The 24,469-nt window shown below is 49.1% G+C and carries 17 protein-coding genes; 11 read left to right on the forward strand and 6 right to left on the reverse strand.

Annotation, left to right across the window (positions count from 1 at the left end; genetic code table 11):
* Window positions 1-89: 89 nt before the first annotated feature.
* The 4 genes from gldG to IEY24_RS28880 all read left to right on the forward strand — a co-directional run bounded on the left by gldG (window position 90) and on the right by IEY24_RS28880 (window position 5,447).
* Window positions 90-1,742: a gliding motility-associated ABC transporter substrate-binding protein GldG gene (gene gldG / locus IEY24_RS28865; RefSeq protein WP_188938748.1), complete on the forward strand. Its 1,653-nt coding sequence runs from the start codon at window positions 90-92 to the stop codon at window positions 1,740-1,742.
* A gap of 109 nt (window positions 1,743-1,851) precedes the next feature.
* Window positions 1,852-2,976, forward strand: coding sequence for a DNA polymerase III subunit beta (dnaN, locus tag IEY24_RS28870; protein WP_188938749.1), 1,125 nt, complete (start codon window positions 1,852-1,854; stop codon window positions 2,974-2,976).
* Window positions 2,977-3,162: 186 nt separating this feature from the next.
* Window positions 3,163-3,537: a BlaI/MecI/CopY family transcriptional regulator gene (locus IEY24_RS28875; protein WP_188938750.1), complete on the forward strand. Its 375-nt coding sequence runs from the start codon at window positions 3,163-3,165 to the stop codon at window positions 3,535-3,537.
* A gap of 2 nt (window positions 3,538-3,539) precedes the next feature.
* Entirely contained in the window at window positions 3,540-5,447 is a 1,908-nt protein-coding gene (locus tag IEY24_RS28880) for a M56 family metallopeptidase (protein ID WP_188938751.1), read from the forward strand.
* A gap of 54 nt (window positions 5,448-5,501) precedes the next feature.
* Here the strand turns inward: IEY24_RS28880 and IEY24_RS28885 are convergent, their stop codons facing one another.
* Together IEY24_RS28885 and IEY24_RS28890 are read right to left on the reverse strand one after the other, a co-directional pair.
* Entirely contained in the window at window positions 5,502-6,578 is a 1,077-nt protein-coding gene (locus tag IEY24_RS28885; protein WP_188938752.1) for a ferredoxin--NADP reductase, read from the reverse strand.
* 131 nt (window positions 6,579-6,709) lie between these two features.
* Complete coding sequence (locus IEY24_RS28890) at window positions 6,710-7,927, reverse strand: pyridoxal phosphate-dependent aminotransferase (protein WP_188938753.1); 1,218 nt, start codon at window positions 7,925-7,927, stop codon at window positions 6,710-6,712.
* 182 nt (window positions 7,928-8,109) lie between these two features.
* Here IEY24_RS28890 and IEY24_RS28895 point away from each other — a divergent pair, with 182 nt between their 5' ends.
* Window positions 8,110-8,982, forward strand: coding sequence for an RtcB family protein (locus IEY24_RS28895; protein WP_438821079.1), 873 nt, complete (start codon window positions 8,110-8,112; stop codon window positions 8,980-8,982).
* The gene (locus IEY24_RS33250) at window positions 8,876-9,250 is read left to right on the forward strand and encodes an RtcB family protein (RefSeq protein ID WP_438821080.1); all 375 of its coding nucleotides are present in this window, start codon (window positions 8,876-8,878) and stop codon (window positions 9,248-9,250) included. Before IEY24_RS28895 ends, IEY24_RS33250 begins: the two co-directional genes overlap by 107 nt.
* On the opposite strand, the gene IEY24_RS28900 is transcribed toward IEY24_RS33250, so the two are convergent.
* Both IEY24_RS28900 and IEY24_RS28905 read right to left on the reverse strand, forming a co-directional pair.
* A complete protein-coding gene (locus tag IEY24_RS28900; protein ID WP_229223319.1) occupies window positions 9,247-10,494 on the reverse strand; it encodes a BamA/TamA family outer membrane protein in 1,248 nt (415 codons plus the stop codon). The two genes, IEY24_RS33250 and IEY24_RS28900, sit on opposite strands and share 4 nt — an antisense overlap.
* Before the next feature lie 114 nt (window positions 10,495-10,608).
* On the reverse strand, window positions 10,609-11,820 hold the full coding sequence (locus IEY24_RS28905; protein ID WP_188938754.1) for an NADP-dependent isocitrate dehydrogenase: 1,212 nt from the start codon (window positions 11,818-11,820) through the stop codon (window positions 10,609-10,611).
* A 116-nt stretch (window positions 11,821-11,936) separates the two neighbouring features.
* On the opposite strand from IEY24_RS28905, the gene IEY24_RS28910 reads away from it, so the two are divergent.
* Together IEY24_RS28910 and IEY24_RS28915 are read left to right on the forward strand one after the other, a co-directional pair.
* Entirely contained in the window at window positions 11,937-12,530 is a 594-nt protein-coding gene (locus tag IEY24_RS28910) for a 5-formyltetrahydrofolate cyclo-ligase (RefSeq protein WP_188938755.1), read from the forward strand.
* A gap of 177 nt (window positions 12,531-12,707) precedes the next feature.
* Window positions 12,708-13,718, forward strand: a complete 1,011-nt coding sequence (locus IEY24_RS28915) for an aspartate-semialdehyde dehydrogenase (RefSeq protein ID WP_188938756.1) — start codon at window positions 12,708-12,710, stop codon at window positions 13,716-13,718.
* A 64-nt stretch (window positions 13,719-13,782) separates the two neighbouring features.
* Here the strand turns inward: IEY24_RS28915 and IEY24_RS28920 are convergent, their stop codons facing one another.
* Window positions 13,783-15,000, reverse strand: a complete 1,218-nt coding sequence (locus tag IEY24_RS28920) for an NADH-quinone oxidoreductase subunit D (protein WP_188938757.1) — start codon at window positions 14,998-15,000, stop codon at window positions 13,783-13,785.
* A 2-nt stretch (window positions 15,001-15,002) separates the two neighbouring features.
* Window positions 15,003-16,508 (reverse strand): glycoside hydrolase family 10-like protein, encoded by a 1,506-nt coding sequence (locus IEY24_RS28925; RefSeq protein ID WP_229223320.1) that lies wholly within the window; start codon window positions 16,506-16,508, stop codon window positions 15,003-15,005.
* A gap of 389 nt (window positions 16,509-16,897) precedes the next feature.
* Between IEY24_RS28925 and IEY24_RS28930 the strand changes: the two genes are divergently transcribed.
* From IEY24_RS28930 to IEY24_RS28940, 3 genes are all read left to right on the forward strand, one after another.
* The gene (locus IEY24_RS28930; RefSeq protein ID WP_188938759.1) at window positions 16,898-18,712 is read left to right on the forward strand and encodes a glycosyltransferase; all 1,815 of its coding nucleotides are present in this window, start codon (window positions 16,898-16,900) and stop codon (window positions 18,710-18,712) included.
* A gap of 180 nt (window positions 18,713-18,892) precedes the next feature.
* Entirely contained in the window at window positions 18,893-19,729 is an 837-nt protein-coding gene (prmA, locus tag IEY24_RS28935; RefSeq protein WP_188938760.1) for a 50S ribosomal protein L11 methyltransferase, read from the forward strand.
* Window positions 19,730-19,766: 37 nt separating this feature from the next.
* On the forward strand, window positions 19,767-24,446 hold the full coding sequence (locus tag IEY24_RS28940; RefSeq protein ID WP_188938761.1) for a hypothetical protein: 4,680 nt from the start codon (window positions 19,767-19,769) through the stop codon (window positions 24,444-24,446).
* Window positions 24,447-24,469: the final 23 nt, after the last annotated feature.

A 24,469-nucleotide genomic window follows, 5' to 3' on the forward strand; every position in this document is an offset into this window, starting at 1 on the left:
CCGATTGATTTTCGGTTTTTTATATTTTTGCAGGAATGGACGGTTCGTCTGAATCGTCCATTTTTGTTTAGAAATCAGCCTTTGTGCTAATGAAAAAAATTCTTACCCGGTTTGTACTGCTTGTGGTTGTCCTGGCCGGGATCAACTGGCTGGCGTCGTCGTTTTTTTTCAGGTGGGACCTTACCGAGGATAAGCGGTACAGCATTTCCGACGCTACCAAGCAGCTTTTGGGAAGCCTGGAAAAGGATGTAATCGTGAATGTGTATCTTAATGGCGACTTTCCCGCGGGCTTCGAACGACTAGAAAGCGCCACGCGGGAGACCTTGGAGGAGTTTAAAACGTACGCCAACGGCCATTTGATCGTCAATTATTCCGACCCCACTAACGCCACCAGCGAAGAGCAACGCCAGAAACAATACATGAACCTGATCGACCGTGGCTTGAACCCTACCAATGTGTTCGCGAACGAGGACGGTAAACGGACGGAGAAAATCATTTTCCCGGGTGTGATCGTGCAGGCAGATACGCTTTCCGTGCCGGTTCAATTATTAAAAGGGAATAAAGCAAGCACGCCGGAGGAACAATTGAACCAGTCCTATGAAGGCGTCGAGTTTGAATTGGCATCCGCGATACGCGTGCTGGCGAATCCGCAACGCAAGAAAGTTGGGTTTGTGGTGAGCCACACGAAAATTTCCCCAGCCCGTTTGAGCGATATTATTGCTACAATCCAGCAGAGCTACGATGTATTTCTGGACATGAACAATCCGGAATCCTACGAAGGCCTCGATGCATTGATCATTATGAAACCCGATAGCGCTTTCTCGGACGACGAAAAATACAAGCTGGACCAATATGTGGTTGGAGGTGGTAAGGCATTGTTTTTCGTGGACGGCGCGCGCGTGGACAGTGTGAGCCTCGACGGCAATTATGCCCAGCCCTTGGATTTGAACCTCGGCGATCTGTTTTTTAAATGGGGAGTCAGATTGAATACCAATCTTGTCAAAGACCTGAACTGTGCGCAAATCCTGCTGAATGTGGGTAATGTGGGCGATAACCCTGAGATCCGCCCAATGCCCTGGCGCTTCTTTCCGCTGTTGAATAATTTTGGAAAACATACTGTTACCCGCAACCTGAACGCCGTATACACAAGATTTCTCAGTTCGATCGACACTGTCGGCGGCGCGAATGACATTGCCAAAACACCTTTGCTGATGACCTCGCCTTACACGCAGCTCGTGAATGCGCCTGCGCTCGTGGGCTACAACGAGGCTCGCAAGGACCCGCAGCCATCGGAATACCGCTCGGGCATCAAACTAGCCGGCGTATTGCTCGAAGGATCATTCAATTCGCTCTTTCAAAACCGCATTCTGTCCGGTGATCCGCGAGCCGCAAAGTTTAAAGCAAGCGGTAGTGCCGGGAAGGTGATCATCTGTTCAGACGGCGACCTGATTGTCAACGATTATGACTATAAAAGGAATGCCCCGTTGCCACTCGGCTATGACCGCGTAACCAAGCAGACATTCGGCAACAAGGATTTCGTGCTTCACGCACTTGATTACATGACCGACGCGAATGGTTTGATCAATGCCCGCGGCAAACAAATCGCAATCCGCGCTTTGGACAAAATACAGATACAGGAGGACAGGAAGTTCTGGCAGGCGCTGAATTTATTGCTACCTGTGATACTAATCGGTCTTTTCGGGGCAATCAGATATTATCTTAGAATCCGAAAATTTGGGTGACAACGCGGCTGGCACTTTCGTAATTTTTTATACTTTTGTTCCCTACAAAAAAGTTTTTCCGGAATCTTCCGCATATAAATCTATCAACTAAACACTTACGTCACGAATTATGAAGTTTGTCGTTTCGTCATCAGTTCTGCTCAAACAGCTATCCGCTATAAACGGTGTCGTTTCAACGAACCCAATTGTGCCAATCCTTGAAAATTTCCTGCTTACACTCGAAGGAAATTCCCTGACCGTGACGGCATCCGACCTTCAAACCGTAATGATCACGGAAATTGAAGTAGAGTCGTCCGAAAAAGGCGCCATTGCCATTCCCGCAAAGTTGCTGCTCGACACCCTCCGCGGCCTACCCGAGCAACCGATCACCTTGCAGGTGAATGGTGAAACATTTGGAACCGAGATTATTTCCGATAATGGTCGCTACAAGCTATCGGGCGAAAACCCGATCGATTTCCCAAAAACTCCGGTTGTGAACCGCGGCCAGTCCGTAGATTTCTCTTCCACTGCCTTGGGATCGGCCATTGCCAATACACTGTTCGCTACGAGCACCGACGATCTTCGCCCGGCCATGACGGGGGTTTTCGTTCAAATGGGTGCCGAAAGCGCAACTTTCGTGGCTACCGACGGTCATCGCCTCGTGCGCTACCGCCGTACCGACATCAAATCGGACGTCGATACGTCGATGATCATCCAGCGGAAAGCACTAAACCTGCTGAAAAGCTGTCTGCCGTCTGACGATGTTCCGGTAAAAGCGGAGTTCACTTCTTCGAACGCGTTTTTCAGCTTTGGTAACATTCGCATGATCTGCCGGCTGATCGACGAGCGTTTCCCGGATTACGAAAACGCAATTCCTACCAACAATCCGAATACACTTACCATTAGCAGATTGGAGATCCTCAGCTCGCTGCGACGTATTTCAATCTACTCCAACCGGACCACCCACCAGGTACGCATGAAAATGGCGCTGAATGACTTGGTAATCTCTGCGGAAGACCTCGATTATTCGAACGAAGCCAACGAGCGCCTGATGTGCGAATATAATGGCGACGATATGGAGATCGGTTTCAATGCAAAATTCCTGATTGAAGTGCTCGGTAACCTTTCGAGCAAAACCATCACGTTCGAGCTTTCCGCTCCCAACCGCGCCGGACTCATCATTCCGGTGGATCAGGAAGAAAACGAAGACATCCTCATGCTGGTAATGCCGGTAATGCTTAACACTTACGTTTAGAAAATAGTAACACCAATATTGCAAAGTCCGGCTACCCGCCGGACTTTTTTTTGTGTTTAATCAACTCAAATACAATATGTTACCTAGCCACAAGCGTTAATTACGAAAAAAATCGTAGTTAACGCTTGCATGTACGATTTTTTTCGTAGACATTTGGTACGAAGATCATCGTAATTAAATAACAGCATGTATATCAAGCCCACCGACTCTGAACTGGAAATTCTGAACTACCTCTGGCAGGCAGGTCCCAGTACCGTCCGTTCCGTGCATGATGCCCTTTCCGAAACCAAGGACGTTGGCTACACCACCACCTTGAAACTCATGCAGATCATGCATGACAAAGGGCTGCTATACCGCACCGAGCAAGGACGATCGCACATTTACGTAGCGCTTCTCGGCAAGGAAGAAACGCAACAAAATTTTGTAGGTAAAATGGTTGAAACCCTTTTTCAAGGCTCTGCGGCTCAGATGGTGATGCAGGCACTGGGGAATCACACCACCTCCAAGGAAGAACTGAATGAAATTCGTGAGTTATTAAATAACCTGGAAAACAATCATTAGCCATGGAATTCTTCTCAAATCTGTTACCTAATCCGGCCGTTTCCGCATTTGGCTGGACGCTCATCCACTCCATCTGGCAGGGAACGCTGCTGATGCTGATTGCTGTTGCCGCATTCTATTATTTGAGAAAAAAATCAGCCAACACGCGTTACCTGACAGGCGTTGGCTTTCTTTTCACACAGGTCATTGCCTCTGTCGGAACATTCATTTACTATTATCCTAAAACCACCAGCGCGGTTACCGATGTAAAGACTTTGGCGCGCTATACCGCATTGTCCACATCCCGCACATGGGCGGAAGTCTCGCGGGACCTGCCCATTACATTTAAAGTACAAATGTGGCTTACCGCGCATTTACACGAGCTCGTTATCTGCTGGCTCATCGGCTCCGGCATTCTCCTCGTTCGCTTCGCCGGGGGCTGGATTTTCACGGAAAGGCTTCGCATTAATGCCAAAATCGTGATGGACAAAGAATGGCGGGCGAGATTCGGGGTGATTACTGCGAAAATGAATATTTCCAAGGCCGTCGAGTTCCGTGAAACGGCCAAAGTACTAACACCCATGGTGATCGGCACATTGAGTCCGGTCGTATTGATCCCGATTGGCTTGCTTTCAGGATTTTCAACTGCACAGGTCGAAGCTATTCTCGCGCATGAGCTGGCACACATTCGCAGGAACGACTACCTGATCAATATGCTGCAATCGTTCGTGGAAGTGATCTTTTTCTTCCATCCGGCCATCTGGTGGTTGTCGGAAAAAGTCCGGGCCGAACGCGAGCATTGCTGCGACGATATTGCACTGGCCGTTTGCGGCGATAAAATGTCCCTGGCGCATGCGCTTGTGAAAGTAGCCGAATGGCAGGCTACACCCGGATTGGCAATGGCTTTCGCATCCAAAAAACCGCTGTTAATGCACCGTGTGCAGCGTGTTTTGGGATTAAATCCTAAACCTGTCCGCACACTGTCAAGCCTGCCCGCCATGATTTTCGCGATCGGCCTAGTGATTGGTATTTCCGCTTATGCCGTTGCCCAAAAGGTTGAAAAAGACAAAGAAAAGAAAGCCGCCAAACACATGACCATCAAAAAGCGGAAACCGGTGAAAATAGAAACCCGCAAGGAACATGAAATGGAGGAAATGGCCGAAATAGCTATTGACGAGCAGATTCATGAAAATATCGAAGCTGAAATGGCCCATGTAGAGCTCGATATGGAAGCGCCTGAAATGGATTTCGAACATTCGAGCAATGATACCCTGGATCGGAAGATGTGGGAAATCAACCAAAAAATCCGGGCGATGCATGAAGAATTAAAACCATATCATATACGATTGCAGGAATTGCACCGAGAACGCGAGAAATACCGGTTTGAAACCGAACGATTTGAACGCGAAATCGAGAAAATTGAATGGAAAAAACATCGTGCAGAAGAACTAAGATCCGATTTGATGGAAAAGAGGTCTGTCCTGTTTAACCAGGATGGCAAGGAATCCAAGCTCAGCGATACAGAGCTGGACAAGCAGTTGGCCGATTTTGAACAACAGATCAAAGCCCAGGAGCAGGTTATTTCTGAACTCAACAATCAGATTTCCAATACGACAAAAGAGGCAATGAAAGCCGAAGAACCGGAGAGAAAAATACAGCGGGAAATCGAGGAGATAAATTACAAGATCAGCGAGCTCGGGAAGGACATCGGATTAGAAACGCTGAGCTATCGGAAAATGCGGAGTATCGATGAGCCTCCGCGTCCGGTGCGAGTAGCCCGATCGGGACGCATGCGACGCGCAGGAACCCCTCCTCCCCCGCCACCAGCCCCGGTGGCCGCGCCAGCAAAAGTGGTTCCCGCGCTCCCTGCGAAACCCGCACCAGCGCCCAAGCCGCCACTTCCACCGAAGAAAGACCCCAAGGATAAATAAATGAAAAGGGCAACGATTCATCCGCTGCCCTTTTTTGTCTATTTATTCAAAGCGTTATTCCACCTCAATCACCACATCCTCGCTCATCGGGTGCGTTACGCAGGTGAGGATAAACCCTTCATTAACCTCGGCCTCAGAAAGCGCATCCTCCTCGTCCATTTGCACTTTTCCGGACGTGCACCGGCCCATACACGCGGTACACATCCCGGCCTGGCAGGAATACGGCAGATCGATATCCATATTCAGCGCTGCTTCGAGCACCGTTTCGTGTGGTTTTACGGGCAGCTTATATTCCGTACCCTCGTAAAACAATGTGATTTCGCGCGTTTTAGGCGAATCGTCATCTTCCGCTTCAGGTTCCACTATTACGTCTCCTGGTTTAGCAGAAGTCGCTGTGATAAAACTCTCTTTCCGGATTTTGTTCTCCGGCACGGCGAGTATCGAAAGTGCACGATGCGCTTCTTCCATCATATCCTCGGGCCCGCACAGAAAGTATTCCGCTTCTTTTTTATTCAGCGTAGGGAGTTTTTCAATGATTTTCAGCACGTGGCTCTTATTCAATCGCCCGGTTTCGCCCTCCCAGCCTTCATTTGGCTGACTTAATGTGTGCACAACTGTCAAGCGTTTGCCGTATTTAGCCTCCAAAGCCACGATTTTGTCTTTGAAAATAATGCTCTCCTCCTTCCGGCTTCCGTAGATCAGAAAAACTTCGCTTTCCGGCTCCACCATCAGAACGGACTTCAAGATAGAAAACAGTGGGGTAATGCCACTTCCGGCACCGATAAATACCACCTGTCGCGTCTGATCGTCCGCCTGTTTAGGAAAGAAATGGCCCATTGGCTCCAATGTTTCCAGTACATCGCCTTCCTTCAGTGTGTCGAGCAGCAGGTTCGAAGCATAACCGCCAGGCACCCGCTTGATCGTAATCGCCAGCGAGACGTCCGTATAGGGAGAACTCGACATAGAGTACGATCTTCTGATTTTTTTATCCTCAAAAGGCAGCAACAACGTCAGGAACTGACCCGGGCGATATTGAACAACTTCGCTGATCGGATGCCAGAAATGAATGGTAGCAGCTTCGTCCGTTTCCTTTTCTACTTCTTTAACTTTCAGAAAATAATATTTGCTCATTGTTTGGCTGTAAGCTTTAAGCCGTGGGCTCTATGCTTATTTGTTCAAAAAAAGGTGTGCTAATGCGAAATAAAACAACACAAAAGCCTCATAGGTAACACCCATGAGGCTTTTAAGATTTCATTTTAATACTATTTCAAAGTTGCTACGGCGTCCTTGATACGTTTTACTGCTTCTTCCAGCGCCTCGTCGGCAGCTGCTGTCGAGATGCGGATGCAATTAGGAGCCCCAAAACCTGAACCAGCTACGGTCGAAACAAAAGATTTGTTCAAAATCCAGTTCGCGAAATCATCCGAATCTTTGATGAGCGTCTCGCCATCCGATTTTCCGAAATAATAGCTCACATCCGGGAATGCGTAGAACGCTCCTTGCGGTACGTTCACCTTGAAGCCAGGAATGTCTTTCAGCAAACCTACCACCAAGTCGCGGCGACGGTGGTATGCCTTCGCCATTTCGATAGAAGGCTCTTTCGGGCCATTGAATGCAGCCGTAGCCGCTTTCTGTGCAATAGAGTTGGTCCCTGATGTAACCTGACCTTGCAGTTTTTCAACACCGTCGGCGATCCATTTCGCCGCCGCGATGAAACCGATCCGCCAGCCTGTCATAGCATAGCCTTTCGCCACACCATTCACAGTGATCACACGGTCTTTCAGTGCAGGGATAGAACCGATGCTGAAATGGCCTTCCTCGGTAAAGTTGATGTATTCGTAGATCTCGTCGGCCAGCACGTACACACCTTCGTGTTTTTCGAGCACCGCTGCGATTTCTCTCAATTCTTTTTCTGAATAAACAGCGCCTGTCGGGTTGTTCGGCGAAGCGTACATCACCACTTTCGTGCGTGGCGTGATGGCTGCCTCCAATTGTGCGGCAGTTACTTTGAAATCGTTCTCAAAAGCACCGTCGACAATCACCGACTTGCCTTCCGCGAGTTTCACCATTTCGGAATAGCTCACCCAATAAGGCGCAAAAATTACCACCTCATCACCCGGGTTCACCAAAACCTGAATCACGTTCGCCAGTGAATGTTTCGCACCGGTTGAAACCACGATATTTTCCGGTTTCCAATCTATATTATTGTCGCGCTTTAACTTGTCAGCAATGGCCTTTCGCAGATCAGGGTAACCTGCTACGGGTGAGTAACCGTGAAAACCATCGTCGATGGCTTTTTTAGCGGCCTCGCAAATGTGTGCGGGCGTCTTGAAGTCTGGCTCACCAACGCTCAGACTGATCACTTTATGGCCTTGGGCGGCCAGTTCACGGGCCATTTTGGTCATCGCCAGCGTCGAAGACTCTTCGAGGGCGTTGATGCGGTCGGCCAACAACCGTGTTTGCTCTGCTACTGCGGACATTGCAACGTTTTAATTAAGTTAAAGAAGGTACTGCGAACTGTATCAACAAATTGCCCGCAAAGGTACTGCTTTTTTAGAAGTTGTATTGTATTATGTCAAGAAAGATTTAATGGAGATATACCAATGAGCAAGCGGTAAACCCGATCTGCTTGAGATAGCGGCACATTCAACGATATTTGTTCATGGACACACCCATTACAATAGAAGAAATCATTTTGCTGGCCAATGTGCCGGACAACCTGCATACTGCCTTCCTGCGCGTCGTGAACGGCCTGCACGAGCGGGCGAAATATCCGAAAGAGAAGGTTTTTCTGATGCTCGTCAAAATGCTGAACGACCCTAAAAAGTATGCTTTTTCGAAGAATAAGGTCACTAACCTGGCCAAAACGGTCTATGATCTGCGAAAAGCCGGTACTGAAATTGCGCTGACGGAAGCCGGGAAAGAAGTATTGAAAAGCGAGGAAGCGGTACTCGTGCCGGAAGACAAAACGGCACAGGCCAGGGCTGCATTCAGTCTTCGGGAAAACAAGCTGGATTATGCAGTTTTCGGGAAAGAGCATATTGAAGAAGGCGCATTGGCGCAAATGGAGACTGCCGTTAGTTTACCCATTTCAGTCGCTGGCGCATTAATGCCAGACGCGCACCAGGGTTACGGATTACCCATCGGCGGCGTCCTCGCCACCGAACCCGACAAGGTGATCCCTTACGCCGTAGGCGTCGACATTGCCTGCCGCATGTGCATGTCGGTCTTCGACATTCCGACCGACTACCTCAGACGCGAGCCGCATTTCCTGAAAAAGATACTGACCGAAAATACCAAATTCGGCATGGGCGGCGAAACAGCGCGAAAATACGACGAAAGCGTCATGGACCAGCCCGAATGGGAAGCCACCAAGGTGACCCGCTCGTTGAAAGACAAGGCATACCGGCAGCTCGGCACGTCGGGTAATCGTCCACCGCAAAGGCGCCACCCCCGCCGGCTCCGACGAACTCGGCATTATCCCCGGCTCGATGAGCCAGCCGGGGTACGTCATCCGAGGCAAAGCCAATCCTGAATCGCTGAGCTCGGCCTCCCACGGCGCCGGCCGCGTCATGTCGCGTACAAAAGCGTTCACTACCACGACGCGCAGCCAGATGAATAAGATTTTACAAGACAATGGTATTCAACTCATTGGCGGAGACCTCGACGAATCACCGATGGTTTACAAGAATATCGAGGATGTGATTGCGGCGCAGTCCGAGCTTGTGACGGTACTGGCGAAATTTTCTCCGAAGATTGTCAGAATGGCGGATGCTAATAGGAAGGAAGGGCGAGAAGACTAAAACACCTCCCCCAAATTCACAAACAACCCCCGCGACCCATCTAGTCCGAACCCATAATCAATCGCAATATTGGCGCCGGAAGTCTTATTCACCTTAATGCGAATACCCAGCCCTCCCGCAGGAGCGATTTTGCGGAAGCTTTTGGAGGGCCAATCTGACACGCTCTGTGCATTAGCAAAGATAACGCCGCCAAAGAGGCCGTTCTTAGTGAATGCGAAGCGATATTCCGATTCAAAATAGAGCAGATTGGTACTGCGGAAGCGGCCCTGAATATAACCACGGCCGATATTATTGGTTGGGTCCCAGCCGGTGGCAGGGAGATCCAGATACGGCGGCTTGCCGACGGTGAGCCAGTTGTAATTCCAGAATGCGAGGGTGTTCTGACTACCGCGCGGCAGGTTGAAATAGCGGCGGACATCGATCACGACCGCCTGCCAGGTGTTCGTGCTGCCCAACGCTTTCATGTTCGGCCGGAATTGCATATTGGTATAAAACCCTTTTAATGGATTGATCGAATTTGTGCGACTGTCGTAGGCAAGCGTAAAAAGCGGCCCGGTTGACGACGATTTATTCCCTAATCCATACTCTTTGATATCCTGGTTCAGCTTCTCTTCCTTGTCCGACTGCATGATCTGCCATCTCTTATCATAGGCAAAACCCAGCCCTACAAAAAACGATTTACCAATCCTTTTCAACACTGTCTGGTGCAACCGTAAATGCTTATATTTCAATCCAGTAGCATCTCGAATCTTGGAATCCATACCCAACCCGTACGTATCCTGCGGATATTTGAAAAACCGCCAGTCTACCACAAAGTTGTAGTTATTATGCCGCGTCCAGATGTTGGCCTGGACGGGGATGGTCATTTGCTTGTACTCAGTGTAAATGAAATTGGTGGTAATGCTCGAAATATTGGTCGTTTTGGGACTGCTGGTATAAAATGCAATATTCGCATTGAGCGAGCCCGTAAGCCCGGACGAGAGCGTGTACCCACCCGCGGGTACGAGAGAAAATATCGGCTTGCCCGATTTGATCTTCGGAACACGTACCGAGTCCGACTTGTCCTTGGATTTCCACTTTCTGAGAACATCAATCAGGTCTTTTTGCATCACCTTTTGGGCGGAGTCGGCGATGGCTACGGTGTCCTGGCTTGTAATCTGACTCGTGGTTACATAGCGACCTGCCTGCAAACCACTCATGGTCAGCACGATAAGCGAGGCTGCTATGGTTAAAATCTTGATCACCAGGTCGGGTTTGTTAAGCGCGTTTCAAGTAATATATAATAAAATAATACCTGCCACAAAAAAAGCCACCGGCTTCTTGCGAAACCGATGGCTTTGTACCACTAAATGTAAGTATTATGCTAATGCAGCCTTCAAGTTGGTGTCGATAGCTTCCAGGAACTCTTCTGTGTACAGGTAGTGCTCACCATGTTTCACATCGTTTCCGTGCAGTCCGATTGCCAAATCCTTGGTCATTTGTCCACCTTCAACAGTTTGGATACATACTTTTTCCAAAGCGTTAGCGAAATCGATCAATGGTTGGTTGTTGTCCAGCTTGCCTCGGAACGCCAAACCGCGGGTCCAAGCGAAGATGGAAGCGATCGGGTTTGTAGAAGTTGGTTTGCCTTTCTGGTGCTCGCGGTAGTGGCGGGTTACCGTTCCGTGTGCAGCCTCAGCTTCCATGATTTTGCCATCCGGCGTAACCAGCGTTGAGGTCATCAGGCCCAGTGAACCGAAACCTTGTGCAACGGTATCCGACTGAACGTCACCGTCGTAGTTTTTACAAGCCCATACGAAGTTACCTTCCCATTTCAATGCGGAAGCCACCATGTCGTCGATCAGACGGTGCTCGTAATGTACTTTTCCTTTGTATTCAGTCTCGTACACTTCCTGGAAGATATCCTTGAAGCGGCCGTCGTATTTTTTAAGGATGGTGTTTTTGGTAGAAAGGTACAAAGGCCATCCTTTGTCCAAAGCTACGTTGAAGCATGAGCGCGCAAAGCCGCGGATCGACTCGTCGATGTTGTACATAGCCATCGCTACACCAGCACCTTTATATTGGTACACTTCGTGCTCGATCACTTGTCCGTCCTCGCCTTCGAATTTGATCGTCAGCTTACCTTTTCCAGGCACAACGAAATCGGTAGCACGGTATTGGTCACCAAATGCGTGACGTCCTACGATAATCGGTGCCGTCCAGTTGGTAACCAGGCGAGGCACGTTCTGCATGACGATCGGCTCACGGAACACAGTACCATCGAGGATGTTACGGATCGTTCCGTTAGGCGATTTCCACATTTGTTTCAGGTTGAATTCTTTTACGCGATCTTCATCAGGAGTGATCGTTGCACATTTGATACCCACGCCGTATTCTTTGATAGCGTTCGCTGCATCAATGGTAACCTGGTCATTCGTCTCGTCGCGGTACTCGATGCCCAAATCGTAGTATTTGATATCTACATCGATATAAGGGAGGATCAGTTTTTCCTTGATAAACTTCCAGATGATGCGGGTCATTTCATCGCCATCCAGTTCTACGACGGGATTGTCAACTTTAATTTTGCTCATGTCTTAAATTCTATACAATAGTTAAAGATTTTGAAATCAGACCGTGAAAGTACGAACAATAGAATAAAAAGGCGAAATTTCCTCCGATTACATCCCCAAAAAGACCAGAGTACCCGATGAAAAAGGCTGCGTTGCGAAAGGAATTTTTACAAAAAAGAAAAGAGGCTGACGAGCGCTGGCTGATCGAAAAAAATGCCCTGATCGCGCAGAATCTTGAAAAATTTGTTCTGATCAATCATTTTAAGACCCTTCATACCTTTCTTCCGCAACTCGGGTCACGGGAAATCCACACGTCCTACATTATCGAGTCATTCCGGATTTCATTCCCGACAATGCGAATTGCCGCTCCTTACATCGTACCCGGTACACGCGAAATGGAGCATTTCCTGATAACTCCCTTCACCCATCTGGTCATAAATCAATGGCGAATCCCCGAGCCTGATCCGGTAACTTCCGAAAAGATCCGGCCAGAAGAAATCGACATCGTCCTCGTCCCCCTCCTTGCGTTTGACCGCAAAGGTTACCGCCTCGGATATGGTGGCGGATATTATGATCGATTCCTACCCCAAACCCGCCCCGATTGCATCAAAATGGGCCTTTCTCTTTTTGAAGAAGTAAATGAAATAGCGGATATTGATGCATTCGATATTCCGCTCGACGCCTGTATCACCCCCGAAAGGCTGTATGATTTCAAAAGTTTAAAAGCCTAGTAAACTAGTCTGAAATGTGGGCTATGGACGTTCCTTCCTGAATTTTAATGCATTAAACAGGCAAATTTTCCGATCATTCTAAAAAACTGCGTAAATTTGCGGCACTTTTCGCGGGGCGGCGTGCGCCATTTGCAAAGAGTAAATCATATTCTATCCATTTTTAATCTTAATGCAAGAATGAAAATCGCAGTAGTAGGCGCTACCGGTCTGGTGGGCGGCGAAATCCTTAAAGTGCTCGAAGAGCGTAATTTCCCGGTGACGGAGCTATTAGCCGTCGCATCTGAAAGGTCTGTTGGTAAGGAAGTTACATTCAAGGGTAAACAGATAAAGGTGATCGGCTTCGAGGATGCGATTGCTGCCAAGCCTGAGATTGCGATCTTCTCGGCTGGTGGTAGCACTTCTCTTGCCCTTGCACCTAAATTTGCAGAAGCAGGCATTACCGTGGTAGATAACTCTTCTGCTTGGCGTATGGACCCCACCAAAAAGCTGGTTGTTCCCGAAATCAATGCGGTCGAATTGACGAAAGAAGACAAAATCATTGCAAACCCGAACTGCTCTACCATTCAAATGGTGGTAGTGCTGAACCCGTTGCACAAAAAATATAAAATCAAACGTGTGGTTGTTTCCACTTACCAATCGGTAACAGGGACCGGTAAGGCTGCCGTGGACCAATTGTTCTCGGAGCGCGCCGGCGACCACAGCAAAGGCAAAGTGTACCCGCACCAGATCGACCTGAACGTGCTTCCGCACATCGACGTATTCCTCGATAATGGTTATACCAAAGAGGAAATGAAGATGACAAACGAGACGAAGAAGATCATGAGCGACGACAGCATTGCAGTAACCGCAACAACCGTTCGTATCCCGACGATCGGCGGTCACTCTGAGGCTGTTAACATCGAATTCGAAAATGAATACGACCTCGACGAAGTGCGTCAGATCCTCGCTGAAACCGAAGGCGTAATCGTGCAGGACGATCCGAAAAATGCATTGTACCCAATGCCTTTGACAGCGCACGGCAAAGACGAAACTTTCGTAGGCCGCATCCGTCGCGATGAATCTCAGCCAAAAACACTGAACCTGTGGATCGTAGCCGACAACTTGCGTAAAGGCGCTGCCACCAATGCAGTTCAGATCGCTGAGTTTTTGGCGAAACACGACCTGGTAGGTGTAGCTGCGGAAGCTTAAAAAGTTTGATAAAATGAAAAGAGCCGCTTCGAGCGGCTCTTTTCATTTTATATACCACTCTATATTATCTGTCGACCTCTCCCATTACCACATCGATGGAACCAATAACAGCAACCAAATCAGCGAGTAATGCCCCTTTTGAAATTTCCCCGATTACCGAAAGGTTATTAAAAGAACAAGCACGCGCCTTGCAGCGAACAGGAATATCCGAGCGGCCGTCGGTACGGAAATAGAAGCCCAGTTCTCCTTTAGGGTTTTCAGCACGCACATAGAAATCCATCGCTTTCGGCCGGATTTTCTTCGGAACAACGGCCTGCGGGTCAAAATCGCGGGTCCTTTTATGATCTCCCTGCAATTGCACGAGGCATTGCTCGATCATTTTCACCGACTCCCAGCATTCCACTACGCGTACCCAGGTACGGTCCCAGCAATCGCCTGTTTTTCCAAGCTTTCCTTCGCCGATAGGTACTTCAAAATCCAGTTCAGGATAAACCGAGTAGCCATCCACTTTTCTTAAATCATATCTCAAACCCGAACCACGGAGCATTGGTCCCGTGCAGCCATAGTTAATGGCAACGTCCAGTGGCAGCACGCCTACATTCGCGGTTCTTTGGATAAATATCTTGTTATCCACCACCAATTGCTGCAATTCGACGAGCTTTGGTTTCAGGTATTTCATAAACTCGCCGCACCGCTCTTCAAAACCAACCGGCAGGTCGTAGAACAAACCTCCGATCCAAATGTAATTGTACAACATCCGCGCGCCGCAGGTCCATTCGAGCAGGCGTAGGATTTGCTCGCGGTCGCGCATCATCCACAGGAACGGCGTATATGCACCTATGTCCATTGCGTATGTACCCAGCGCAACGAAGTGGGAAGCCAGCCTGTTAAGCTCCGCAACCACGACGCGGATGTATTCGATTCGTTTGGGAATATCGTTTTCAATGCCCAGCATTCTTTCTACACCCATCACATAGGCATGCTCCGAGTTCATCGCCGCCACGTAATCCATACGATCTACATAAGGGATGATCTGGTTGAATGGCAACGATTCCGCATGTTTCTCGAAACAGCGGTGCAGATACCCCAGATGCGGCACCACATCGATCACCACCTCGCCGTCGGTCACCACTTCGAGGCGCAATACGCCGTGCGTCGACGGGTGTTGCGGGCCCATATTGAGCACCATTTCCTCAGTACGAAGATTTTCGGAGTTGTATTTCGTAGGCGCCGAGGCAATGAAATGCCCGGGTTTATATTCGTATTGAATAGCGTTGCTCATACCTAAAACCTGACTAGCTTCTGATCGTGTACTTCCACGCGCAACGGCCCGATAGGACGACTCTCATTGTGCAGGCGATCCACAGCCGTAACATAATATACATATCTTTTGCCCGACTCAGCGGTCATATCCACGAATTTTTCGCCTTCATAGCACATTCCCAGAATACGGCGCGGGTCGTGGGCGGTGGCCTTCTCCTCGGGAGGGAAGCGGTAAATGACGTAATACCACGCTTTGTCGCCGTCGGCGGCAGCGTCCGGCTGCTCCCAGGTCAGCTCTATCCCGCGGGAAAGCAATGTCGCCTTGAGGCTTTTCGGAGACAAGGGCGGAACGCGGTCCTTCCACGGCATAGTGGGGATCAATGCAGGATACTTGAAAAGATCCCTTCTCAACGAATCCACAAAACCCAGACTATTGGCCCTTAACGATCTTGAACTAAAAAAAATAGAGCCATCCGCCTCGCTATCACGGAAATAGCGGACCTGGTTAGGTATTTCAGCAGGATTCGACCAATGCGAGTCCTTATCCTTATACCCGACGCGGTAAGCGCCCATACCTATATATAAATGTCTGTCAAAACGATTCTCGGTCCACCAGTCGACCAAATTCTTGTAGGGAACCCTGTTGAAACCCGATGAGAAATAAACCTGCGGCGCAATGTAATCGATCCAGCCTTCCTTCACCCAGCGGCGGCTGTCTGCAAAAAGATCGTCGTAGGATGCCAGCGCTCCGAACGTCTTGGAACCTTCCGCGTCGCGATCCTTATTACGCCATACCCCGAACGGGCTGATCCCGAATTTAAGCCGTGGGTTCAATGCTTCGAGTGCTTCGTGGATCTGCTTTACCAATAAATCCACATTATGACGGCGCCAGTCGGCTTTGTTGGTGTAGCCGTCGGAATACTTACGGAATGTCGCATCATCCTGGATCACCTGGCCGGGCGTAGCGTAAGGGTAAAAATAGTCGTCGAAATGGATACCATCGACATCATAGTTCTTTGCGACGTTGACCGTCATATCGGTAATAAACTTCCGGACTTCCGGAATACCGAAATCGAAGAGTTTATAACCGTCATAAGTTAAAATCCACTCCGGATGGAGCCTGCTTATATTCTCGGCGGAAACGCTTTTGGAAGATTTATGCACCAGGCGGTTGAGGTTCAGCCACGCATGAAATTCCAGGCCGCGCTTGTGCGCCTCGGCAATCATGAAATCGAGCGGGTCCCACATCGGGTCGGGTTTCCGGCCCTGCACGCCTGTAAGCCACTCCGACCACGGTTCGGGGCTTTTGGCATAGAATGCATCTCCCGCCGCGCGCACCTGCACGAACACCGCATTCATCCCAACACGTTTGTGAAAATCGAGCAGACTAGAGAACTCCTCCTGTTGCTCTTCCGGAAGGAGGTTTTTGCTGCTTGGCCAATCAATATTGTCGACAGTGGCAATCCAGACCGCTCTAAATTCTCGCTTCGGGGGCAGATTATTCTCCGTTTCCGCGCTCTGAGCCATGCAACTTTCCAGTAAAAACATGATAACAATAAAGGAAAGCGCAACAATTTTAATTTTTTTCACTATCTAACCAATGCAAAATGTTAATCCAACCAAAGTAACGTATTTTGGAACAAAGTTAGCCGACAACCGTCTTAATTTCGAGCAATAACGCTTTGATTTGGATCGGCATATGAAAATTGGCAGCACGGGCCTTTTCTTGACTTAGTTATATTTTATCGCTGGAATGATGTTTTAAACCGGCTTTTCGGCTAAGTAAACAAAAATTCAAGTATTGTTATTCTGAATTATTTTTCTGCATATTTATTGTGTAATAACAAGGATTTTTGTGACATAACCGGAAGCATAATCCCTTTAAATACCCTAGTAACGCTTAAACTGTACCCTGATTGGAACCATTTGTCAAAACCACTAAGAAAAACGTCCTGTTCGAAGTTGCATGGGAGGTTTGTAATCAAGTTGGAGGGATATATACTGTAATAAGGACCAAAGTGCCTGCCATGGTCGAGAAATGGGAGGAGAACTACTTTTTGTTGGGACCTTATTTCGAAAAAAAAGCGTCTTCCGAATTTGAGCAGATTCACGACCTTGACGATTCGCCCGCGGGCCGGATCGTTAAACGAATGCGGGAAATGGGCTTCACGGTTTATTACGGCTATTGGCTTGTAACTGGCAAGCCCCGGGTCGTGCTGTTCGATGTCGACAGCATTATGGGGCAGCTCGATGCCATCAAATTTAACCTCTGGGAAAAGAACCGCATTCCGACGATCAACGTCGAACATCTTGTCAATCAAACACTTTGTTTTGGCGAGCTGGTACGTATGTTCCTGAAAGAATATGCCGATGAGAATGCCAAACGCGAAGAGATTTTCGCCCAGTTCCACGAATGGATGGCCAGCAGCGGGCTGCCGGAGCTGAAACGCGAGAACGTCAAGATCGCGACGACGTTTACTACCCACGCCACCATGCTCGGTCGTTACCTGGCACAGAATGTCTCTGGTTTTTATAACAAACTCCCATTCTTCGACTGGGAACAGGAGGCTAAGAACTATGGTATCCTGGCACAGTGCTCCATCGAACGCCAGGCCGCGCTCAGCGCGCATGTGCTCACGACCGTGAGTGATGTGACCGCCCGCGAATGCGAGGTGTTCCTTGGCCGCATGCCCGACCTCGTTACGCCGAACGGGCTCAATGTAGTGCGCTTCCAGGCGGTGCATGAGTTTCAGAACCTGCATTTGAAGCATAAGGAACGTATCCACGAGTTTGTAATGGGGCATTTCTTTCCCAGCTATTCCTTCGATCTGGATAAAACGCTCTATTTCTTCACATCGGGTCGTTACGAATACAGCAACAAGGGTTACGACCTCACGCTGGAAGCCCTTGCCCGCCTGAACTGGAAAATGGTGCAGGCAAATATGGATATGACCGTGGTGATGTTTATCGTCACCAAACAACCATATACATCGGTAAACCCGGATGTTTTGCAATCGCGTGCGGTGCTAAATGAGTTGCAGGAAACTTGTACCGCCATCGAGAAAGAAGTCGGCGAAAAGCTTTTCCTCGCCACCGCATCCGGCGCCGATCACAAAATGCCCGACCTGAACCAATTTGTGGATGAGTACTGGCGGCTGCGTCTCAGAAGGACCATCCAGAGCTGGAAAACCGACAACCTTCCCGCATTTGTAACGCACGATCTCAAACAGGAAGACGGCATTACCGACTTCTGCAAACGCGCAAACCTGGTCAACAACGAGCGCGACCGTGTCAAAATCGTTTACCACCCCGATTTCATCGCATCGACCAACCCGCTGTTCGGCCTGGACTACGGGCAGTTCGTACGAGGCTGCCATTTGGGCGTCTTCCCGAGCTATTACGAACCCTGGGGCTACACGCCGCTTGAATGCGTAGTGCGGGGCGTTCCTACCGTCACCAGCGACCTTTCGGGCTTCGGCGACTATATCATGCAAATCATGCGGGATTATGAAAACAGGGGCATTTACGTCATCAACCGCAAATCCCAGACCTTCTCGCAAGCGGCCGACCAACTAGCCGATATCCTTTTCAAATTCGTCCGCATGCAACGCCGCGACCGCATCATGCAGCGCAACCGCGTCGAGAATATCTCAGATGTTTTTGACTGGATGAATTTGCGCTCGTATTATGATACGGCGCACGACCTGGCTGCGAAGCGCAGGAAGCCGTAAGAGGACATTTTTTTATAGTTCAAGCCCATTGACCGACGTTAATGGGCATTTTTATTGCTCTTCACTTCAATTAATACCGGTAATTTTAAATTCAATTTTAAAATACCGGGCTTAATCGTCCTTGCATTCCTGAAAATTTTCAACACCTTCACTTCCAATTTTTACTAATAACCAATTACAATGAATTACATCGAACTGGACTTGAAAGTGGATCCCGAATTTTCGGAGATATTGATGGCGGAACTGGGAGAGGCGGGATTTGAATCGTTTGTAGAGACAGACGAAGGATTGCTCGCCTACATTCAGGAAGAGGAATTTAAGGAGGAGGCCATCGCCGCAATTACAGCCAAATACCTGGATTTAACGACAATAGCGGCAACCTGGAAATCGTTAGAAAGAAGAAACTGGAACGAGGAATGGGAAAAAAGCTATGAGCCCATCGAGGTGAATGGCCAGGTGCGCGTGCGGGCAACGTTTCATGAGCCCGATCCCTCTTTTAAATATGATTTGCTGATACAGCCCAAAATGTCTTTCGGCACAGGCCATCACGAAACGACATGGTTGGTAATGAACGAGCAACTTAACCTGCCCCATGAACGTCTTTCGATCATGGATGTGGGTTGCGGGACGGGAATTCTGGCAATTCTGGCCTACAAATTGGGCGCATCGCATCTGCTGGGCTTCGATATCGACGAATGGGCCGTAGAGAACACCCGCGAAAATTTCGCGATGAATGAGCTACCGGCCAGTTCGGAAGTGTTTCAGGGAACAATTCAGGATGTGCCGGAGGGGAAAATTTTCGGAGGAGTTCTGGCGAATATCAACCGGAATATCCTGCTGGCTGAAATCCCCGCATACGTTGCACACCTGGAACCGGGTGGCTGGCTTGTGACCAGCGGCTTTTATGAGACCGACCAGGCCGATATTGAAAAATGCGCCGCGGAAAACGGACTGAAAAAGCTCAGGTCTAATACGCGCAACCAGTGGGCAACCGTTGTTTTTGAAAAAATCAAATAGTCCATTAGCTATTGCTGAAAGCTGAAAGCTACCAAACATGAAGATATTTCGCTTTGCTATACTGCTTTACCTGCTGACTTTTATCGGAAAAAATGCTGCGGCACAGGGCGTCAAACTATCGGATGACCCCACGCAGTTCATGCCGCAGCTCCGCAAGATGATGGATGGCAGCCGTAACCCGCAATTCATCCGTGCTACGGCCCAGCTGGATAGCGTCTGGATGTCGGGAATTAATGCGCAGCAGCAGGCGAAATTTATCGGGATTGTTAAAACGCAGGTTTCAAAAGGGCAGAAAGCGGGCCCATTGCTGGCGCTGTTGATCCGGAACACGCAGGCAATAGCGAAGAAATCCCCCGACAAGCTCGACGGTTTCCTGGACGTAGCGGCTAATGCGGGTGATAAATACGACGCCAAGACCTTCCAAAAGATCCTTCAAACCAGCTTGCCGATCACCGAAAGCAACAAATTGTACGCGAGCAATTACAACACGCTCTATTTGCTTGGCGGAAATTTCAAATACAGGTTCGATGCAAAGGCCGACACTTCCGTAGCCAAAGAAAACCAGGCTGCCAACGACGGTTGGGATACGCCAGTGGATTCCAATTTCGTGATCGCACCAAAATCCAATCCCCTACCCGTGATAGCCGGGCCACTGATGGACCTTGAAAATGCCACATTTGCTATGGTAGCAGGGGGTGATTCCGTCGTTTTTGGACCCGCGAATGGCAGCGTATCGTTGCGTGACGGTGTGTTTGTGGGTAAAAACGGCAAGCTTACCTGGCAAACCGCTGGCGATTCAAGCATTTATGCGGATCTCGACGCCTATTCTTTTAATATAAACTATCCCAAACTGGTCGCTGAAAACAGTACCCTGCATTCGGATAATTATCTGGCGGCGCCGGTGAAAGGAACGGTGGAATACCGGGGTGTCAAACGCATTAAGGGCCAGCCTGCACAGTATCCCAGATTTGTTTCGAACGATATTGATGCCAAACTGAAAGAAACCCGTAAAAATATCGACTACAATGGCGGCTATTCGCTCATCGGTTTGGACCGGTATAGCTCGGCTTTGAACGATAAGTATTCGACGATCAAGGTTAAATACCAGGAAAAACCTGCATTTACGGCGCGCAGTAAGCGTTTTGCGTTGAAGGATTCTGTTTTTACGGCCAATTTTGCGCTGTATTCGATGCCGCTGGGCGCCGACTCGTTGATCCACCCGGGTATTACATTTAAATATAATGATGACGAAGGGCTGGTAAGGCTCGGCCGGATGGATAAAACCGATTACGGCCCGCTCCCTTACCGTGATTCCTACCACAAAATGAATATCTGGTCGCAAGCCATGCGCTGGCGCTTCCCGACCGAGAAAGTAGAGTTTTTGCGTATCAACGGTAAAACAGAAGTCCCCGTGCGACTGGAATCGTTCGATTATTTCAAAAAAGAACGTTTCAGGGAAATCAACAAGGAGTTTGGCTTCCAGCCGCTGATTATGGCCACCAATTATGTCCAGACCACCAAAAAGACTTCTTTCCTGGCCGAAGAGTTGGCTACGAAGTTCAAGCAAAACCCGACGATCATCCGTAATGCGTTACGAAGGCTCGCGCTGGATGATTATTTCATCTACAACAAGGAAACGGATGAATATGGGCTGAGTAAAAAGGGCGTCATGTACGTGCTCGCCAACCTGGATAAGGCCGATTACGACAATTTCCAGGTAAGCGGCCAGTTTGCGGCTAACGATGAGGTGGCAAATGCTACGATTTACATGCCTGATACTTTGCTTACAGTACTCGGCGTTTCGAGGTTCGTCGTCAGCGATTCGCTGAAAATATATGCCGTTCCATCCGACAAAAAGGTGATTATCGGCAAAAACCGCAATTTTACCCTGAACGGGCAGATGGTGGCATCCAACTACCAGTTCCGGGGCCAGAACATCAAATTCGATTATAACCAGTTCTTCGTGAACGTGGCACCGTCCGATTCGATCACGTTTACGCCGCGCGATAAGTTTGCCAAAGGACAGAAAGGCGAAGTCGGCGGGCACGTGAAGTACGAAAAAGGCGGGACTTTCTACCTCAGCGACCCGAAAAACAAATCGGGGATTCAGAAAGGCATTAAAAAATCGCCCAGGCTCGTCGTGCCGGATGGTATGATCGTCTACTTCGACCAGCCGGAACGAGGAACGGTACTTTACCCGCGAGAAGTGTTTTTCAAGATTCCCAAGATCGATATGGACGGTCTGGATCAGCGAGACGTGATTTTTGATGGCACATTTAATTCCAACGGCATTCTCCCGCCCATTCAGACGATCCTGAAAAGCATGCCCGATAACTCGCTCGGTTTCGACTACAAACCGCCGGTTACCGACATGAAACTGTATGAAGGAAAAGCATTGGCCAAGTTCACCGACACGCTGACGATGGACAATACCGGCTTGCATTCCAAGGCGGTATTGAAATACCTGTCGGCATCGATGAATGCCAAAAATATCTTGCTCACATCCGACTCACTCATGGCCACCGGCGATGTAGCGAGCATCAAGGAGGCCACCATAGGCAAAGGCTATTTCCCAGCCGTTGCGTTGAAAGACTATGAGTTGAAATGGTATCCCAATGCGGATAGTATGTTTATCAGCACCACCGGCAAGTCGTTCGCCTTCCACCAGGGTACGACGAATCTGGAAGGAAGTTTGCTGTTGCGCTCGACCGGTTTGTATGGCAATGGCAAGCTGAAAAGGGCTGACTCGGAGCTTACCTCACCCGATATCAAGTTCAACAAAGACGGATTCCTGGCCAATAAATCGGCATTTGCAATCAATAGTGGGGATATAAAGTCTACCAAAAAGCTGCTGACGGGTAATAATGTCAATGTTGATTTCAACTTTAAAACCGGCATTGCCAATTTCGTGACCGACGAGTCGGGCTTTGGCAGTGATTCTTCTGGTATGCAAATCCCTACCGCTTCGTACCAGACGCTTATTGGAAGCGCCAAATGGGACATGGCCAAAAAGACGATCCTGATGAAGGGTTTAGGTGAAACATCTTCCTATACTTCGACAGATCAGGATCAGGAAGGACTGACTTTCAATGGTTCCGAGGCAATTTATGACATTGCAAAAGTGACTTTGAACATCAAGGGTGTACCTTTCATTCAGACTGCCGACGTAAAAATCATCCCCGACGGCGGGATGGTAGCCGTAGACAGCAAGGGGAAAATCGTTCCGTTGAAAAAGGCACGCATCGAAATCGACACCCTGAACGTGTCGCACCGCATGCGCGACGCCGACATCCGCATCGATTCCCGCAACCATTTCGAAGGCTCGGCCACTTACCAGTACATTACCGCGCGGAAGGACACATTTAATATTAAAATGCAGAATTTCGAGCTCGTGGAAGTGGGCTCGGGTGAAGAAGGCAAGCGTAAGGCGAAGGATAAACCAGCTGCGGCGGGCATCAAATATTACACCACTGCCCGTGCCGACATTAAGGAAGCGGAGAACCTGTTCCTTTCACCCCGCATTCAATATAAGGGCGCCATTAACCTCGTAGCTTACGAGCCGTCACTGAAACTGGACGGTTTCGTGAAGCCCGTGATCAAGTTCCGGAAGGATTTCCAGAGTTCGTGGATCGTGTATCAGGATTCTCCGGGCGAATCGGTTTCCATTAAGATTAATAAAGACCTTAAAAACGAACACGAGATCCCGCTTTCTGTGGGCTTGCATTACAATGAAGCCAAAGGCATGTACATGAGCTTCTTGTCACCCAAGGATTCGGACGGCGACGAGGACATTTACCAGGCCCAGGGTAACCTCAGCTACGATGAGGACAAAAAGGCATTCCGCGTGAACCCGCCACCAGGCGCCGACGGCCTTATCGACGAGGGCAGTGCATTGTCTTTCGACGATAAAACCGGCTTAGCCACATTCGCGGGACCATTTAAACTCATACAAGCCAACTGGCTCCAAACCGTCGGCAGCGCGGAAGTGCAGGTCGATAGTTCCAAATTCCGTTTCAACACAATGCTACTCATGAAAATGCCGGCATTGGAACCGATTGCTCCGGCATTAGCGGCAAAAATCGTAGAAACGAACCTTGCAGAATCAAACAGCACTGCCGCCGACGATGATGCCGATCAACTGAACAGAAAGCTATCCGCCCTGATCGGCCCGAAGGCGACGGACGCATACATTAAACTGACGGCCGCAGGCTACAAACCGATTTTCGAAGCCTCGCCTGCCCTGGATGTGCCCATGGTGCTTTCTAATGTGAACCTGCACTGGTCACCCGTGCATAATGCATACTACTCGCAGGGGCCCATCGGCGTGTCGCATTTGGGGAGGAACAACATCAATGCACAAATGACCGGCGTGCTGGAACTCCGCCGCGGTGTGGAAGGCGATGAGTTTAGTCTGTATATTGAAGCATCGCCCGATGTGTGGTATTATTTCGACTACAAGGCGGGTGAGCTGGGCGTTGTTTCATCACAACTCGATTTCAATGATGAGATCGTTGCGAAGTCTAAAAATGTGAAATCCAAGGACATGACACTGGTAAGCATTGGAACTGAAGAGAAGGAAATGTTTGTTAACCGCTTCGACGATTTCTACCAGCCTGCCCTGAAAAAAGCGAAGCTCGTGAAAACTGCGAAGAAGAAGGCGGCTCCCTCCCAAGCAGAAGAAAAGAAGAAAAAAGCAGAACCCACAGAAGGATTCTGATGTGATTGCCAGTATTTGCAATA

This window comes from Dyadobacter endophyticus (assembly GCF_014641595.1).
Taxonomy (GTDB): domain Bacteria; phylum Bacteroidota; class Bacteroidia; order Cytophagales; family Spirosomataceae; genus Dyadobacter; species Dyadobacter endophyticus.

Bases quoted from the DNA above. Each gene is read 5' to 3' on its own strand.
- IEY24_RS28885 (WP_188938752.1), bottom strand. From the start codon at position 6,578: ATGAGCAAATATTATTTTCTGAAAGTTAAAGAAGTAGAAAAGGAAACG.
- dnaN (WP_188938749.1), top strand. From the start codon at position 1,852: ATGAAGTTTGTCGTTTCGTCATCAGTTCTGCTCAAACAGCTATCCGCT.
- IEY24_RS28905 (WP_188938754.1), bottom strand. From the start codon at position 11,820: ATGAGCAAAATTAAAGTTGACAATCCCGTCGTAGAACTGGATGGCGAT.
- IEY24_RS28915 (WP_188938756.1), top strand. From the start codon at position 12,708: ATGAAAATCGCAGTAGTAGGCGCTACCGGTCTGGTGGGCGGCGAAATC.
- prmA (WP_188938760.1), top strand. From the start codon at position 18,893: ATGAATTACATCGAACTGGACTTGAAAGTGGATCCCGAATTTTCGGAG.
- IEY24_RS28890 (WP_188938753.1), bottom strand. From the start codon at position 7,927: ATGTCCGCAGTAGCAGAGCAAACACGGTTGTTGGCCGACCGCATCAAC.
- IEY24_RS28925 (WP_229223320.1), bottom strand. From the start codon at position 16,508: ATGGCTCAGAGCGCGGAAACGGAGAATAATCTGCCCCCGAAGCGAGAA.
- IEY24_RS28940 (WP_188938761.1), top strand. From the start codon at position 19,767: ATGAAGATATTTCGCTTTGCTATACTGCTTTACCTGCTGACTTTTATC.
- IEY24_RS28910 (WP_188938755.1), top strand. From the start codon at position 11,937: ATGAAAAAGGCTGCGTTGCGAAAGGAATTTTTACAAAAAAGAAAAGAG.
- IEY24_RS28920 (WP_188938757.1), bottom strand. From the start codon at position 15,000: ATGAGCAACGCTATTCAATACGAATATAAACCCGGGCATTTCATTGCC.
- IEY24_RS28880 (WP_188938751.1), top strand. From the start codon at position 3,540: ATGGAATTCTTCTCAAATCTGTTACCTAATCCGGCCGTTTCCGCATTT.
- IEY24_RS28875 (WP_188938750.1), top strand. From the start codon at position 3,163: ATGTATATCAAGCCCACCGACTCTGAACTGGAAATTCTGAACTACCTC.
- IEY24_RS28895 (WP_438821079.1), top strand. From the start codon at position 8,110: ATGGACACACCCATTACAATAGAAGAAATCATTTTGCTGGCCAATGTG.
- gldG (WP_188938748.1), top strand. From the start codon at position 90: ATGAAAAAAATTCTTACCCGGTTTGTACTGCTTGTGGTTGTCCTGGCC.